The organism is Pedobacter cryoconitis, from assembly GCF_014207135.1.
GTDB classification, from domain to species: domain Bacteria; phylum Bacteroidota; class Bacteroidia; order Sphingobacteriales; family Sphingobacteriaceae; genus Pedobacter; species Pedobacter cryoconitis_D.
The window spans coordinates 224,413-241,286 of sequence record NZ_JACHCC010000003.1; the positions used below are offsets into that span (position 1 = coordinate 224,413).

The window sequence follows — 16,874 nt, forward strand, 5'->3', positions numbered from 1 at the left end:
CCGCTGCACCATCTCTTACCCTCCAATTCCCTCTTTCCTCAAAAAACCTTATTTTTGAAAAAACACTATCATTTGCCTATGACGCTGACCCAATATATCTCTGAAATGTTAAGTACAAATGAAGGCCTGCCTTTTCTAACTGTTACAGCAGAGTATTCCAAAAAGTCGGTCATTACAAGCATAGGTCAGCTCGAAAGAAACATCTACTTTATCCAGGATGGAATTATAGAAATCGGGATGGAAACCGATGCAGGAAATAAAATTGTAGAATTTTGTTTTTCCAATGATTTTGTTTCCTCTTACACTTCAGTTTTATCACAGGAACCATCCGATGTCTATCTCTACTGTTTAACAGATTGTATCGTAGAAATCATCCCCTATGATAAATTAAGAGTAGCCTATGAAACGTCTTTGCTGGCCAATCAGTTTGGAAGACTGGCCACTGAGGGGCTTTATATGAAAAGAGTGAGAAAAGAAAAAGATACCCTCATTAAAAATGCCGAGCAAAGATACCTTGAGCTGATTAAATACAGGCCTGAAGTGATTAAAGAAATCCCAGTTCACCGGATTGCCAGATATCTGGGCATTCATCCCGAAAGTCTGAGCAGGCTCCGGAAATCAATTTCCTAACATAGGTCAGTATATTAAAAAGGCCATTTACAGTACCTTTGCCACTATCAATAAACAAAAAGGCTATGGTACAATTTCAGAAAAAACTATCATTACGCTGGTCAGATATGGATCCTAATTTCCATCTCAGACACAGCAGTTATTATGATCTGGCTGCGCAGTCCCGTCTGGAGATTTTGGGTGAATTGGGACTAACCATGTCCCTGATGCAGGAACAGCATTTTGGCCCTGTAATTTTCAAAGAGTCATGCACATTTATCAGAGAAATCAAGTCTTCGGATAGTATCTCTATCAATATTAAAGTCGAGAAAATGAGCGCAGACGGAGCCAAATGGTCTATTTTGCAGGAATTTACTGATGATACAAACCGCGTAAGAGCTATTCTCACCGTAGAAGGATCCTGGATAGATACCAAATTGCGTAAACTGGCCAGACCCGTTCCCCAGGCTGCACAGGATGCTTTTAACCTTTTGCCTAAAATCGAAAAAACTTTAAACGAGAGTTTCTAGTTCAGAAGCATTAAACCTATTGAATTAGGTAAATAAAAATGTAAATTAGGATATAACAGGAAATTTAAAGCTGGTATCGGGATAAGATACCCCGCGATTGCTGTTAAGCACCAGTTAAGAAGATTATATGAGGAACTACCCCAAAACTATACTAATATCACTGGCTTTTTCATTACCATGGCTCTCTCCGGTTTTTGCCCAGCAGGCTCCGGATCTGCCTGCGCTGATGCAGCGTGCAGTTAACAAAGACATGGAGCTGGCCAATAAACAGCTTGATATAGAACAAACCAAAAACTCGAAACAATCCCTTTCAGATGCTTACCTGCCAAGGGTAAGTGGTATGGCAAGTTATGCTTATCTGAATAGCAGTGTCAATGCAAGTTTACCCGCGTCCACGTTTCCTATTTTAAATATCCCGATCCCGGCGCTGGATGGAAATTTCAACATGCATAACAATACATGGTTGGCCAATGTAGGAGTGAAAGCACTACTTTTTGACGGACTCAAAATCGGGAATTATAAAAAAGCACTGACCGAAAAGATCAAGGCACAAACCGTCATCCTGGAGAACGACCGTCAGGATATTATCAGTAAGGTTAGTGAAACTTATGACATGCTCGCTTTACTCAAACAAAGTAGAATAGTGCTTGACCGAAGTGACAAACAGCTGGAAGCCCAGACCAAAATTGCTGATAAAGCCTTTTCTTATGGTTTAATAACCAAATACGAACGTAAAAAAATTGAAGTAGCCAGGGCCCAGTTACAGGCCAGACTCGCTGAGTATGACGGCAAACGGAACCTGGTACTGAAACGTCTGGAGCAGCTGACAGGAGTGGGTATCGATACCCTTAAACTGATTGATAACAGCCTGACCCCTTATCTGAATATAACCCCTGGTCTGGATGTCCAAAACAGGCCCGAATTTGCTGCACTCGATGCGACAGATAAAGCCTACAACTACCAGTTGAAGGCTAAAAGAAATCACCTGATCCCTGCGGTTGGCGCTTTCGGTTCTGCTTCCTATATGAGCCTGAACAATCTTGTCTTTCAGAATAAGGCAGGTACTTTAAGCCCGAATACCGGAGATGTTAAACTTCAGATGAACAAATTAGAGCTATTCCCTACATTTATTGTGGGCGTAGGTGTGAAGTGGGATATATTCGACGGATTTGAAAGCAAACACGAGATCAAGAAAATAAAAATCGAATTACAGCAGGTAAGGAATAAAAAGGAAGAGGCTAAAGAACTCCTGTCACTGGGATTGATCAAAGCCAATACTGAATATAGCATTGCCAGTGCTCAGATTACTGCGAAAGCCAAAGAAAAAGAGGTTTCCAATGACGCTTTAACTATAGCCGCTAAAGAGTACAGGAACGGACTGATTAAACCAGCTGATCTGATCACTGCCATTGCTGATAGTGAAAAGGCAGAACTCGGTTATTTAGAAACCGTATTTAATCAGAGAAGGGCTGCTGTTGAAGTAAATAAAGCCGCTGGTAACCTGACCATAGACAAGTTCAAATAAGAAGAATTAAACATTTTACCCAGATGAATAACCCTACAAAAATTCTATTGCCGCTGAGTATGATTTTCTTTTGTGTTACTTCCTGTAGCCAGAAAAAATTAGATAACGCATTTGAAGGAAAGATAAAAAGAGAAACGATTGCCTTTACTACCAAGATGGCAGGGCGGATTCTGAAAATATATGTCAAAGAAGGCGACCTGGTACATCGTGGAGATACACTGGCTATGCTCAGTTTACCCGAAGTAACCGCTAAGGTAGCCCAGGCCCATGGTGTAGTGAAAGCTGCATCTGCCCAGCATACTATGGCTGACAATGGGGCCACTAAAAATCAGCTGAAGCAATTACAGGCAAAATACCATGCCAGCTCGGAACAATTTGCATTTGCGCAGAAGTCCTTTAAACGTGCCAGCGCTATGTATGCAGACAGTATGATGGCACCTCAGGCATATGATGAGGCGTATGCGAAATTTCAGGGTGCCAAAGCACAGCTGGATGCAACCACAGCTGAACTGAACGAAGCTAAAAAAGGTGTACGTTATGAAACTAAGGATGCAACTCTTGGACAGCAGCAACAGGCTGCGGGTGTATTGCAGGAGGCAGAAGTAGCCTATTCGGAGCGGTATATCATTGCAACCAATGACATGGCAGTAGAAACCATCACCCTGCATGAAGGAGAGCTGGCGACACCGGGATATGCTATATTCAGTGGTTATATTCCAAACAGTACCTGGTTTAGGTTCACTGTTCCGGAAAGCCAGATTGCTCAGGTGAAAAAGGGGAGTAGCGTGACTGTTAAAGTTCCTTATAGTGAGGAAGCTTTTAATGGTAAAATCGTAACCATTAAACAAATGCCTAAATACGCTGACATTACTACAGCCTATCCCGAATATAAAATGGACGAAGCTGTTTATGAAATCAAAATCATTCCGGAGGATACTAAAAAAGCTGAAGGGCTGCTGTACAACGCTGCCGTTTTATTGCCAAGATCTGTTGGGACATCAAAATAAAATTTACAGGCTATTAATTGATCAGACCGATGCACCAGCGGATAAATAATTTCTTCTTTTTGGTTAAACGTGAGTTCGGCCTGTTCTGGAGCAACAAAATATTTGTGGTTGCCTTCCTGATTATGCCCGTTATCCTGGCTTTTTTATTAGGTAATGTCTACATGGATGGTGCCGTAAAAAACCTGAAGATAGTGGTGGTGGACAAAGACAATACATCGATGAGTAATAAGCTGATCGATATGTTGTCCGGGCACCCAACGCTGCATGTACTGATGGTCAAACATGAAATAGTAGACCTGGATCAGACCATGCTGGATACCCGTGCTATTGCTATTGTCGTGATACCAGAACGATTTGAATCAGACATCCTGAATAAACGCAGGCCAGAAGTGAACTCTTATCTGAATATGAGTAATACAATGGCTGCGGGTGCTGTAGGAACTGCTATAGCCCAATGTAACGGGACATTAAATGCAGGTATCGGAATTGAGGCGATGAAGAAAGCCGGATTACCTGAAAAGGTAGCTGCACAAAACATTCAGCCTTTTCAGCTGAACATCTTTCAGTTATACAATCCCGGACAGAGCTATCTGGTGTTTTTGTGGCCCGCGCTTATTTTTTCCATCCTGCATCAATTGCTCTTACTGGCTATGGCTGTAAGTTTTTCGCAAGAAATAGAAAATAACCAGTTTAACCAGGCGGGGCTTCTGGGGCGTACGACTTCAGCTTTTCAGCTGATCATCGTCAAAATGTTTCCATACCTGATTTTATCAATGGTTACGCTGTTAGTTTTCTACTTATTCAGCTTACATTTTAAATTACCGCATCCCGTACATCCTGAGGTGCTGTTTTTATCACAAATCCTGATGGTCATCAGCACCTGTCTGTTAGGTGGTTTATACAGTCTGATCTTCCCCTCCCAGCTCAAGGCTACCGAATTATTGTTATGTATAGCTTCTCCGGCATTTACGGTGTCGGGGTTTACCTGGCCGGCCGATCAGGCACCTGTTATACTGGAAGGCTTTGGTAAAATTATCCCTTTGACACCATATTTAAAGAGCTTGAGGGCTTTATTGCTGGAAGGTGCTACCTTTCATGATGTCGTACCTTTTATGCAGCATCAGCTGATCTTAATTGCTGTATATTTTTTACTAAGTTTTGTACTTCTGAAATTAAAGATCAGAAAAAGCCTCCGGGCACCGAAAGAGGTTAAGGCTGAAGAATAATTATCATGAACAGATTTAAAAGATTTTTATCATTAACCGGACGCGAATTCAGATTGTTTAAAAACAATCCGATCATGGTGATGCTGTTTATAGGCGGCCCGGTTTTATATGGGATTATATTTGGGGCGATGTACCAGAAGGGGAAGTTTACAGATTTACCTGTTATGGTAGTCGATAAGGATAATTCGCCGATGAGTGCCAGGTTTATAGACATGCTCGATGATATGGATGTACTGAAAGTGGTAGCTGTCAGGCATGAGAGTATAGAAATGCGTACGGTATTAATGAACGATAAAGCGATGGCTGCTGTAATTATACCAGAAGGTTTTGAGGCGGATATTTTACAGAACAGACACCCTGAAATCAATGCTTATGTCAATAATGCCAATCTGATGACCTCAAGTTATGTCAGCCGTGCTCTACTTACTGCCGGAGGGACCTTAAACGCAGGGATTACAATAGGGGCAATGGAAAAAAAAGGCTTACCAGCAGCAGTAGCATCAAACCAGTATGAGGCATTCCATTCGAATATCTTCCGGCTGTATAATCCGGCTTCCAATTATATGATTTATTCATGGCCTTCTTATCTGGCTATTATATTGCAGACAGTGACCATGGTAGTCATGGCTCTAAGTTTTACTTCGGAATATGAAGCCGGTACTTTTAAAGAGTTATGTCAGCAAAGTAAATCAGTCTCCATGATGATGGCTATAAAGGCCATTCCTTACTGGATTATTTCTATAGGTCTGGCTGGTATTTTGGCCTGTTTTTATGTCTTTTTCAGAGAGCCGTTCCCAAAACATATCGGAGATGCAGCACTGATCTTCATGTTATTTATTGCCTCGGCTACATTCATGGGAATGGTTTCAAGTATTATATTTAAAACCCAGTTGAGAGCTGTACAGTTCCTGATGGTATTATCCATGACAGTTTATATTGTTTCAGGTTACAGCTGGCCTTTTGATCAGACCGGATGGGCGGCCAGGTTATTTGCCTATATTTTTCCAATGATGCCTTTTGTAAATGGCTACAGGATACTGCTTCTTCAAAGCGGTACACTGGGCGATATTACTGATTATACAACTATACAGTGCATTCAGCTTGCGGTTTATCTTTTACTGGCTTTCCTGCTCTTAAAAGTCAAGACGTGGAAAGAAATGAAAACCAGTTAAAGCAATGTCAATTTCTGGCTAAAACTTATCCTTTCAGTTGTAATTCCTGGTTAAATCTATAGTTTTGCCAGCATTAATTAAGAGATGATATGAAGCAGAAAGTCGATCTGGAAACCTGGGTACGCAAAGAACATTTCAACCTGTTCAGTACATTTGATGAACCCTATTACGGTGTAACGGTAAATATCGATTGTACCAAAGCTTATCGTTATGTCAAAGAAAAAGGCATGTCATTTTTTCTCTACTCCCTGTATCAGTCTTTAGCTGCAGCCCAGGTTACTGAGGCTTTCAGATACCGGATTGAAGACGGTGAAGTTTTTATTTATGACCAGATTGATGCAGGTTCAACCATAGGCAGAAGTAATGGCACGTTTGGTTTTGTTCATTTGTTGTATGCAGCAGATTTAACCTCATTTATGAAGAATGCTTCCAGAGAGGTTGAACAGGTTAAAAATGCCGATACGCTGGTACGTAGCCCGGCGAACAATGTAATTCGTTTTTCATCATTGCCATGGATCAATTTTACATCTATTTCACATGCCGGAAATTCTTTATTTAAAGATACCTGCCCAAAAATTTCTTTTGGGAAAATGACAGAAAATAATGGCCGCAGAACTATGCCGATGTCTGTTCATGTCCATCATGCGCTGGTGGATGGATTGCATGTCGGACAGTTTATTGATTGTTTCCAGGCACTGATGGATCAGCATTAATTTTTAAGACGGATGAGCAGTAAAAAGGTCAACCTGTTTGAGTTTCCAACTAATCTGGGTTTGAAAAAGAAAGATACTGAAATTGAGCCAGGGGTCAAATTACTGCCCGGATGGCTTAAAAAGCACCATTTTCATGAACTGGTCAAACCACTTCAGACTTTTTCGCTAACCCCACCTGCTTATACCCTGGAAATGGATGAATTATCAGGTGTCAGAAATGCGGATAAAATTATCCGGTACGCCTGTTCACAGTCTGAAATTCTGCTTCCTCATTTCAAACCAGATACTTTTAATATCATTATCGGAGGTGATTGCAGTATTCTGATTGGGACAACAATGGCATTAAAGAAAAATGGTGATTATGGTTTGTTCTTTCTGGATGGACATACAGACTTTGTTTTACCCGAGTTCTCTTCAACCGGTGGAGCAGCCGGAATGGACTTAGCTATTGTAACAGGAAACGGACACGAAAAACTCACCAATATTGAGCAGTTAAAACCCTATCTGAAAGAAGAAAATATCTGGTGCGTGGGAAACAGAGAGTACGATGAGGCTTATGAAAAACCAATTATAGATTCTGCTGTCAATTATTTTGATTTAAACAGGCTTAGAGAAACTGGTTTGACCAATTGTGTCCGGCAGTTTCTGCAAATGATTGACAATAATAGGCTGGATGGCTTTTTTATCCATCTGGACCTCGATGTGCTGAATGATGAAATTATGCCTGCCGTAGATTGTAGACAAGAGGATGGGTTGAATTATGCCGAATTAACCATTATACTGGAATTACTAATCAGTAGTCCTAAGGCTGCGGGTATTGAAATCACTATTCTTGATCCGAATCTTGACCAAACTGGTAAATATACAACTGATTTTGTTACTCATCTAACCAGTATCCTGGAAAGATCCCTGTAGTATTCGGGTACTGTTCGGGTCGTAGTGCAGTCAGGTTCTGGACTGGCCCATTTGCGAATTATTCCTGGTCTATGGCAAGTCCGTGTTTTTCGTCGAAATACATGGACTTGCCATAGACTAAGACCATGCCAGCTAAGGACGTATCATAACGCGAACCACAAGTTGATACGAACGGTTATACTATACCAAATTAATTATAGAAAAAAAATGAAATACCTGTAGGCAATTGTCTCATTATTAGGGTCTATACTTCTATAACCAAATATTTAAACCAAACTTATGAAACATCATTACACCTGATCAGGTGAATCGCCCTGCATCTTGACCTACTGAAAAACAAAACCTAAACCAAAAACCAGAATTTATGAAAAAACTATCCCTTATCGGAGCGGTCGTACTGATCGTTACTCTATTTCTCTATGCCTGTAAAAAAGAGCAGAAAGAATCACAAAACACACTTAATAACACTAAAAATCTCTCGGCAACCAAAACTTCCGGTGCTACGGGTTTGCTAGGCACACCTTTTACTACCGCTTATGTAGAGGTGAACAGCAACAATTTTGTAAATCCAGGTTGTTATACCTATGGTACAGCTTCAACACAGTTATTTGGTGTTTCTGTTATTTTTGCTGCGAACATTAACTCTACCAATGGCGTGCCGACTTTATCCTTTAACCCACAGGTACAGGATGTATTGTCGTCAGGAAAAGTAGCTTATCTGCAATCTTTAGGTATAAAAGTAGTATTAGACGTTCTTGGAAATCACCAGAATGCCGGATGGGGTTGTTTTACCAGTTATGCTGATGCTGATGCGTTTGCTGTTCAGTGTGCCAATGCGGTACAGCAATATGGCCTGGACGGGATAGATATAGACGATGAATATTCTACCTGTACTTCCAATGATGGTTCACTGGTATTAGCTGCGGCAGCTTTGAGAGCAAGACTAGGCAGCTCTAAATTAATTACCATGGCCGCGTTTAACCAGGCGAACTACTTCTCGTCGGTTTATAACGGACAGAAACTCGGCGACATCCTCGACTATGTATTTGAACAATCTTATTTCTCGACAGACTACGCAGGCAGATTACAACCTTACATTAATGCGGGTGTATCTGTCAGCAAATTAGGATTGGGAACAGACCTTGGGAATAATGATCAGGCAGCAGTTGCTACCTATGTGAAGAATAATGGACTGGCGAGTGCAATGGTTTACAATGTAGCCAACAACTCGCAGGCTAAATTATCTTCCATATCGACTGTCTTATATAGTTCGCCGACAACGGTGAAATCAAATTGTATAGATGGGGGAGGTTCAACAGCAGCTAACCAGTCATTAGGTTTTGACGGGGGATCAAAGTATCTGAACACCAATTCTTTTAATCTTTCTGGTACAGGATTGACCTATGAAGGATGGATAAAACCAACCGCATTTAAATCGGCTTTTCCAAATATTTCTACAGTGATGGGTATAGAGGTAAGTGATACCAATGTCGCTTTATTACGTTTGGGTGATGCAGGTCTGGCCAATAATAAATTACAGTTTGTACTGAATACGGGGGGGACTACGCCTAATAAACTAAATGGCGTAACCGCTTTAAATGCTAATACCTGGTATCATGTAGCTGCTACTTATGACGGGACGAGTATGAAAATTTACATTAATGGTGTTTTGGATGCCAGTATGAGTGCTTCAGGGACCATATCAGCAAACGGAACTTTACAAATGTCCAGAAGTTATGATGCAAACCGCGGTTTTGCAGGTCAGTTTGATGAATTAAGGGTTTGGAAAGTTGCACAGCCACAAACAGCTATTCAGGCTAATAAATGCAGTGTAAGTGCATCCAGTGCCAGTCTGGAAGCTTACTGGAAATTTAATGAAGGATCTGGTACGACTACCGCTGATGCTACCGGACACGGACATACAGCTGCTTTAACCAATATGAGCAGTACCGACTGGATGACCAGTGTACCTTGTCCGTAGGTAAATTATTGGATATAAAAAAGGGGCACGGGCTTTAATTTCTTAAGCCCGGCCCCTCTAAAACACACCCTATTTTATTTCTTTCAGCATTTCTTTAACTGCTGTTTCTATTTGAGTATCAGTGCCGTTCAGATAAGATTCATAAGGAACCTGAACTTTAATGTCGGGTTCAACCTGCAGGTTTTCTGTAGGTCTGTTTTCTTTACCGATAGTGGCTACCATTGGAATTCCGAAGATTAAAGTCGGGTCAATCTGCGCTTCCCACCAGACAGCCGTACCGGTTCCGGCCACAGGCATACCAATCAGTTTACCTACACGATTCTGTTTGTAGATATAAGGGAAAATATAGGCATCACTATAATTACTCTCATTCATGACCACACAACTTGGTTTTTGCCAGCGGTTTGAAGGTTCTGCATCAGCCAGGCGATTTCCTTGTGGTGCAAATTCAAGATATTTAGTGCCAGTAAGAAAGGTATTCAGGTCATCATGCAGCCAGCCGCCACCATTAAACCTGGTATCTACAATCAATGCTTTTTTATCCGCATTTTTGCCCATTACGACATCATAAACTTCTCTGAAACTACCATCATTCATACCCTGTACATGGACATATCCTACTTTGCCTCCACTTAAACGATCTACCATTTCGGCCATTCTTTTAGTCCATCTTTTGTACATCAGGCCACTTTCTTCACCGTTGCTGATAGGCTTCATCCTTTCCGTCCACCTGCTTTTGGTAGTCTCATTATAAAAAGTAAGCAGGACATTTTTACCCGTTTTCTGGTTTAAAAACTTCGCCCAGTCAGTCTCTGCTGTTAAAGGTTCATTGTCAATTTTTTCAAGGATATCTCCGGCTTTCACCTTGCTGGTTTTCTTGTCCAGCGGACCGCCGGCAATCACTTCAGTGATCTTTAGCCCATTGGAAGGCAGACTCTCATCGTATAACAGTCCCAGCGCTGCGGTTCTGTCTCCGTTAGGAATATTTGGATTGTATCTTCCACCAGTATGCGACGCATTTAATTCTCCAAGCATTTCACTAAGTAATTCCTGGAAATCAAAATTATTATTAATGTAAGGCAGGAAACGGGCATATACACCTTTATAAAGATTCCAGTCTACACCTTCCATTTTAGGATCATAGAATTTTTCTCTTACCTGTCTCCAGGCATGTTCAAAAATGTAAGCTCTTTCGGCAGTAGCATCTATCGAAATAGACCCGGCGATAGAAACCGGGCTTACTTTGCCACTTTCAGCCTCTACTTTAACCAAACGGCCTGAATTGCTGACAAAGATATTTTTGCCGTCTTTACTCATTTCAATACCACTCGAACTGCCACCCAGTTTGGCCAGAATCTTTGTTTCATGCGTGCGCGTATCAGTTACCCAAAGGTCATATCCGTTTTCAAACGAAGTCAGGTAAAAAAGCTTGCTGGCATCTTCATTCAATACATAATCACTGATGGCGCTACTGTTGATCGTCAGTTTCAGCCTGCGGTTGTCAAGATTTTTAAAATCAGGATCGAATTTTGCCTTAGTGGTATCTGCCTTGATTTTTGTCTTGTCTTTTTTAGTCCCAACACTATCTTTGGCTGCGACAGGTTTTTTTTCTTCTCCCTCTTTAAGAAGGTTGAAATCATCTTTGTTCAGGTTTGCTCTGTCATAAGCATCCTGATCAAAGAAAACAGCATAAACATCCAGGTCCGAATCTCCTGAAACAGACATTGATTTGCGACCGTTTTTACTGCTTAACCAGGTCATCATTTTACCTTTCATTCCCCATTTATTACTGAATTCACTAAAACCACTGTTCACTGGATATAAGATCTGACCTGTTCCGTCAGCTTTAATCAATGCAGCATGTCTGGTGAACATATGCCCGTTCTGGTCATCTGCCACTATCCATTTACTGTCAGGGCTCCATTGGAAACCCCAGTCTCCGTCACTATAAGAGTAATTGTGTCCGGTGGGTAATAATGTCCTTGTCTTTTTTGAGGCTAGGTTGTATACTTTGAGTACATTTCTGTTCTCTACATAGGCAATCTCTTTACCATCTGGTGAGTAGACGGGCTGAAATTCCTCGGCTGTAGTGTTAATCACAGGTTCTTCTGTAATTACTGTTGCTGCGTAGAAATAACGTTCGTCTTTCTGCTGTACAGTACTTTTGTAAATATCCCAGCTTTGGTTACGTTCGGTCGCATAGATCAGACTTTTTCCATCCGGTGACCAGGCCACGGATCTTTCCTGTGCGGGTGTATGTGTGATTTGTTTGGTTTGTCCGCTTTCAACAGCTGTCACAAAGACTTCGCCACGGTTAACGAAAGCTATTTCCTTTCCGTTGGGGCTTAATGCAAATTCAGTCACGTTTCCGCTCACTGGCTCTGTTTTTACCAGATTGTCTCTTCCGTCATTCAGTATACTGATGTTTACTTTCTGAGGGCTACCGTCTTCTTTCAACGTGTAAATCTCACCGTTCTGAGTAAAACATAAAGTGTTATCTGATGAACGGCTCAGGTGACGTACCGGATTTTCTTTGAAGTTAGTTAGTTGTTTTGCAGTACCCGGAGAACCGGCAGGCATTTTAAACAAATTCTGGTTTCCTGCCTGTTCACTCAGATAATATACTGTCTGATCGTCTTTACTATAAACCGGTTCGCGGTCTTCTCCCTCAAAACTGGTTAGTTTGGTGTAAGTATTATTTTTCAGGTCCATCGTCCAGATGTCTCTGGTCACTGATGAAGTATGATGTTTACGCCAGGTATCTTCATAACCTTTGCGGTCTTCAAATACCAGGTGACTACCATCCTGATCGTAATGCGCTTTTTCCATACCTGCGGCACTGATCAGTACCGATTTTCCGCCAGTAACTTTAACGCTGTAGACATTCTGAAAAACAAACGGCATGGCAAAACGTGCATTTTTTGCAGTGGAATTACGCGAGCTGCCAAAAATTACGGATTTACCGTCGGGAGAAAAATCATAAGGATAGTCATTTGCGCTGTTGTAGGTTAAGCGGGTAGGGGTTCCACCAGTAGAAGGCATGACGAAAACATCAAAATTTCCATAGCGATTGCTGGCAAAAGCAATATTTTTACCATCACGGCTCCAGACAGGCATCATGTCCTGGGCTTCATTTAAGGTTAGTGGGACAGCTTGTCCACCAGCTGCACTGACCAGATAAATATCACCCTTATAGCCAAAGGCGATGTTTTTCCCATCCGGGGATATAGCTGGATACCGGAGCCACAAAGGGTTAGTCTGTGCCATTCCGTATCCGGTAGAAAAGCACAGCAATAGTGCTGTAACTATTTTTTTCATATTATGTTAGGATTTAGTATTTGATGCAACTGAGGTGCAATAAATATAGATGTATTTGACTCCATTTTAATCATGTTTCAAAGATTTTACTATAATTACAGACCTTTAAATTGTTTTGACTAAATAAAAGAAGGTTTGTTACTGATGATTTGCTAAGAAGCTGAAAAATGGATCAGATTGATCCTATGCTGTAACACGATTGAACAGTGGCGGGAAGTATAAACCTATTCCCGGATTTTTATACCCGGAAATAGGTCTTTTGATGTTTGTTAATTAGTTGGCAACTTTGCGGGTATTGTCCGAAAGATTAAGGCTGACAGAATTGTTTGATTTACTGTTGAGCTGAATATAATCAGCAACCACTCTCAGACTTTCCTCTTCCAGGAAGTCGAACTCTTCATCTTTTTTAATTTTATCACCTTTTTTAACAGGAGCTAAACCTCTTGAAACTCTGAGTGCATTTGTCTCTTCAAGCGATTTTACTTCAAGACTATCTCTTTCTGCTTTCAGTTTGTTTTCATTTAGGGTAACTGATGTTTCCAGATCACGTTTTTTCATATCGGCGATGCCATCAATCAGGAATTTATAGTCCAGTGACTTTTTCATCCTTTCTTCATGAAGTTTAACCAGTTCAGGTTTAATAGCTGACAGATTGGCTACCGGCGTAAAATCAGATGGTTGAATTTCATCCCATGGTAAGGCAGATTGTTTGGTGTCTTCTCCTATTTTATCCAGAGGATAGAAAGAAGGTAAAGAGACATCAGGCATCACACCCCTGTGTTGCGTACTGCTACCATTTACGCGGTAGAACTTGGCCATGGTCAGGTTGATCTGGCCTAAGGATGAAGGCTCATTTGCTTCTTTTTTGGCATTACGGACAGTACCTGCAGCACTTTTTGAAGCAGCAGCCAGACGTTGTAAGATAACGGGATTAATGAGTTGATCTAAATTATAGGGAGACTGAACAGTACCTTTACCATAAGTTTGCGTACCGATAATTATTCCTCTTCCGTAATCCTGTATAGCACCGGCAAAGATTTCAGAAGCTGATGCACTTAAATGGTCGACCATGACACCAAACGGGCCACTCCAGGCAACACCCGGCTGGTCATCGCTGCTTACCTCTACATTGCCATCAAGATCTTTAACCTGTACAACGGGGCCTTTACCTACAAATAAACCGGTCAGATCAATCGCTTCTTTCAGTGAGCCACCACCATTGGCACGCAGGTCCATGACAATTGCATCCACCTTGTCTCTGTTTTTCAGCGTATCAATCAATAATTTTACGTCACGTGTTGTGCTTTTATAATTGGGATCTCCGGCACTTGCAGCTTTAAAATCTGCATAAAATGCAGGCACATTAATTACACCGATTTTATAAGATTTACCATTGGATAGTACTGTTTTTACCTCTTTTTTAGCGGACTGGTCTTCCATGATAATTTTTTCCCTGATCATCTCTACAATGATAGGTTTGGAGGACATCTTGCGGCCTGCGGGAATAATTTTTAACCTGACTTTAGTCCCTTTGGGGCCTTTGATCTTAGCGATAGAATTATCAGCTCTCCAGCCGGTAATATCTTCAAATTCACCCATACCCTGGGCTACTGCAACGATTCTGTCACCCGCATTCAGTTGTTTGCTTTTGTACGCAGGGCCGCCGGTAATTACTTCAGCAATTTTTAAAACATCATTTTCCACTTTGAGATAGGCACCTATACCCTCTGTTGAACGGGTGATGTCTTCGTTAAACTGAGCCGCATTGACAGGGTTGAAATAGTCTGTATGCGGATCAATAGTCTCTGTAAAAGCGTCCATAATAGCCTGGAATACATCCTGGTTGTTTAGTTTAGAAGACTGCAGTTTAAGACTCTGATATCTTTTAGTTAAAGTTTCCAGATTCTTTGTATCTGCACCGCCTGCCAGTTTTAAATTAATCAGTTCATATTTAACTCTCTTTTTCCAGACATCATTCAGTTCGGTAACCGAAGTGATCCAGGGCATTTTTGCCCTGTCATAGATATAAGTGTCATTTTTGTTGAAATCATATTTGTCTCTGATATGAGCCATTGCATAATTTAAGGTCTCATTATACCTTTTGGAGAATACATTAAAAATATAAAAAGGAGCATCTAAATTACCCGCTCTGAAATCGTCTCCCAGCGTATTTCTGAATTGTTCAAAATCTTTAATATCAGAGGCCAGAAAGTAGCTCCTTGAAGGGTCAATTTTCTTGATATATTCGTCCAGTACGAGTGAAGAGATCGAATCGTTTACAGTTAACTTTTTATAGTTATACTTTTCTATCAGTCCTACAATTACCTTACAGACAAGGCGCTGTTGCTCACTAGGTTTAATATTAGGAATACCTTCAACTAACGGGTGATGTTTTGGAGCTGCCTGGCAGGAAAATACGACCGCTGTTAGACCTATCAATAATAATCTTTTCAACATCTTAATAATAATTTAAATCAATTTAACAATTACTCCAATATGATACCAAGTTTTCAATGCAACAGAAAAGAGACATAATTATAGCCGGTTGCTGACGAATAAGTTTCAGGCTGTCAGGTGATCTTTTCATGGTAATCTGTTTATTTTAATCCGATAGTATGATTCGTATAATCAGAGAAAAAAAAATTGTTCTCAAAAAAATTGAGCCCCACTACAGATCTGTCCGTCTTTTTAAAGGGCACCAAAGTAGTTATATGCTGTTTACTGTCTGCAATATAATCGTAATTAAACCCCGAAACAGTCTCAAATTTTACAGGTTCGGCAGTTGAAATAACAGATGATCTGCTGATACTCCTGTCGACAATTTTAACACCACGGGGAGTGCCTGTATCAAAGAGGATCGTTGTCTTAATTTTATTATCTCCCCAAACTACTTCTCCGCTGATTGTGGCAAAATAATTCCCGTTTCTACGCTGACCTTGTTTAGTCTGATAATAATTTAGTTCCATCTCTTCCGTCAACCCCACTTTTAATATGGGGGCAGTATAAACCCCATCTCCAGAATAGATATTGGACTTATCCGATGTGCTCAGGGGATCCAGCTGAAAGCCTGAGTTAATCCCTTGCGAATAGTTCAGATAAGCAAATGGGCTCTTGATCTGCTTTCTTTTTGAGGCGATATCATCATTGGAGCTATAGGAACTGCTTACGCCAAATATTCCGTCAACTGAAGGATCAACAGAGGCTGTCTTGCCAGTGGCTTCATTGATTCCTCTATAGATAAGCAGGAACGGCATTTTTCTTGTCACCAGATTTCCACTTTGATCACCTATGGTAATTGTACTGTAGGCAATCTGGCCAAAATATTTCCGTCCTTTGCCCGAAGTCATCCCATAGGATGCTGAATCTTTGATGGAAGTAACCGTGATCCCATCAATGAAGAATGAATTCTGACCATTTAAAAATATACCGTTATCGGTTATCATACGGGATGGTAAAAGGCTATGGGCATCCAGAATAAGACCTTCTGATCCGGTGTCAAACACCGTTTTAATATTTACCCTTTTTGATCCTATCTTCATAATCGGCATAAATAATCTGTTAATATAACTCTGCTTTCTGCGAAATAATAAATTTATCGAAACCGGGCCGGATACTAGCGATGGCTGATCGGCCTGGGTTGTATCATCCTGATAGTAATTAACGGAAATAGTCCTGCCCTGGGATTTGGAATAGGGAAGAACAGCAGCTGATAGCCATATACAAATGCTTAAAGACCTTCTGATGGAAGTCATAATCAATGTTTAAAGATTTAATGATACCTGTTTTTACATCCCTGAAATGGATAGATGATCTATTGACAAGATAAAATTATAATAGTTTAAAGCCTTTACGTCCCGTTTATAGAAATATGTTGAATT

12 protein-coding genes are annotated in these 16,874 nt (G+C 40.9%); 9 read left to right on the forward strand and 3 right to left on the reverse strand.

Annotated elements, in window-relative coordinates:
• Nucleotides 1-54: 54 nt before the first annotated feature.
• The 9 genes from HDF25_RS06420 to HDF25_RS06460 all read left to right on the forward strand — a co-directional run bounded on the left by HDF25_RS06420 (nucleotide 55) and on the right by HDF25_RS06460 (nucleotide 9,678).
• Nucleotides 55-630 carry a Crp/Fnr family transcriptional regulator gene (locus HDF25_RS06420; RefSeq protein ID WP_184623907.1) on the forward strand — a complete coding sequence of 192 codons (576 nt, stop codon included), beginning with the start codon at nucleotides 55-57 and terminating at the stop codon, nucleotides 628-630.
• A 65-nt stretch (nucleotides 631-695) separates the two neighbouring features.
• Nucleotides 696-1,139 (forward strand): acyl-CoA thioesterase, encoded by a 444-nt coding sequence (locus tag HDF25_RS06425; protein ID WP_184623908.1) that lies wholly within the window; start codon nucleotides 696-698, stop codon nucleotides 1,137-1,139.
• 127 nt (nucleotides 1,140-1,266) lie between these two features.
• Entirely contained in the window at nucleotides 1,267-2,664 is a 1,398-nt protein-coding gene (locus HDF25_RS06430) for a TolC family protein (RefSeq protein WP_184623909.1), read from the forward strand.
• A 23-nt stretch (nucleotides 2,665-2,687) separates the two neighbouring features.
• Nucleotides 2,688-3,671 carry an HlyD family secretion protein gene (locus HDF25_RS06435; protein WP_221450867.1) on the forward strand — a complete coding sequence of 328 codons (984 nt, stop codon included), beginning with the start codon at nucleotides 2,688-2,690 and terminating at the stop codon, nucleotides 3,669-3,671.
• Nucleotides 3,672-3,700: 29 nt separating this feature from the next.
• Nucleotides 3,701-4,897 carry an ABC transporter permease gene (locus HDF25_RS06440; RefSeq protein WP_184623910.1) on the forward strand — a complete coding sequence of 399 codons (1,197 nt, stop codon included), beginning with the start codon at nucleotides 3,701-3,703 and terminating at the stop codon, nucleotides 4,895-4,897.
• Nucleotides 4,898-4,902: 5 nt separating this feature from the next.
• The gene (locus HDF25_RS06445) at nucleotides 4,903-6,069 is read left to right on the forward strand and encodes an ABC transporter permease (RefSeq protein ID WP_184623911.1); all 1,167 of its coding nucleotides are present in this window, start codon (nucleotides 4,903-4,905) and stop codon (nucleotides 6,067-6,069) included.
• A gap of 89 nt (nucleotides 6,070-6,158) precedes the next feature.
• The gene (locus HDF25_RS06450) at nucleotides 6,159-6,782 is read left to right on the forward strand and encodes a chloramphenicol acetyltransferase (protein ID WP_184623912.1); all 624 of its coding nucleotides are present in this window, start codon (nucleotides 6,159-6,161) and stop codon (nucleotides 6,780-6,782) included.
• 12 nt (nucleotides 6,783-6,794) lie between these two features.
• On the forward strand, nucleotides 6,795-7,697 hold the full coding sequence (locus HDF25_RS06455) for an arginase family protein (RefSeq protein WP_184623913.1): 903 nt from the start codon (nucleotides 6,795-6,797) through the stop codon (nucleotides 7,695-7,697).
• Nucleotides 7,698-8,061: 364 nt separating this feature from the next.
• Nucleotides 8,062-9,678, forward strand: coding sequence for a LamG-like jellyroll fold domain-containing protein (locus HDF25_RS06460; RefSeq protein ID WP_184623914.1), 1,617 nt, complete (start codon nucleotides 8,062-8,064; stop codon nucleotides 9,676-9,678).
• Between the two features lie 69 nt (nucleotides 9,679-9,747).
• On the opposite strand, the gene HDF25_RS06465 is transcribed toward HDF25_RS06460, so the two are convergent.
• The 3 genes from HDF25_RS06465 to HDF25_RS06475 all read right to left on the reverse strand — a co-directional run bounded on the left by HDF25_RS06465 (nucleotide 9,748) and on the right by HDF25_RS06475 (nucleotide 16,748).
• Complete coding sequence (locus HDF25_RS06465) at nucleotides 9,748-12,996, reverse strand: S41 family peptidase (RefSeq protein WP_184623915.1); 3,249 nt, start codon at nucleotides 12,994-12,996, stop codon at nucleotides 9,748-9,750.
• 273 nt (nucleotides 12,997-13,269) lie between these two features.
• The gene (locus HDF25_RS06470; protein ID WP_184623916.1) at nucleotides 13,270-15,453 is read right to left on the reverse strand and encodes a carboxy terminal-processing peptidase; all 2,184 of its coding nucleotides are present in this window, start codon (nucleotides 15,451-15,453) and stop codon (nucleotides 13,270-13,272) included.
• Nucleotides 15,454-15,593: 140 nt separating this feature from the next.
• Complete coding sequence (locus HDF25_RS06475) at nucleotides 15,594-16,748, reverse strand: hypothetical protein (protein WP_184623917.1); 1,155 nt, start codon at nucleotides 16,746-16,748, stop codon at nucleotides 15,594-15,596.
• Nucleotides 16,749-16,874: the final 126 nt, after the last annotated feature.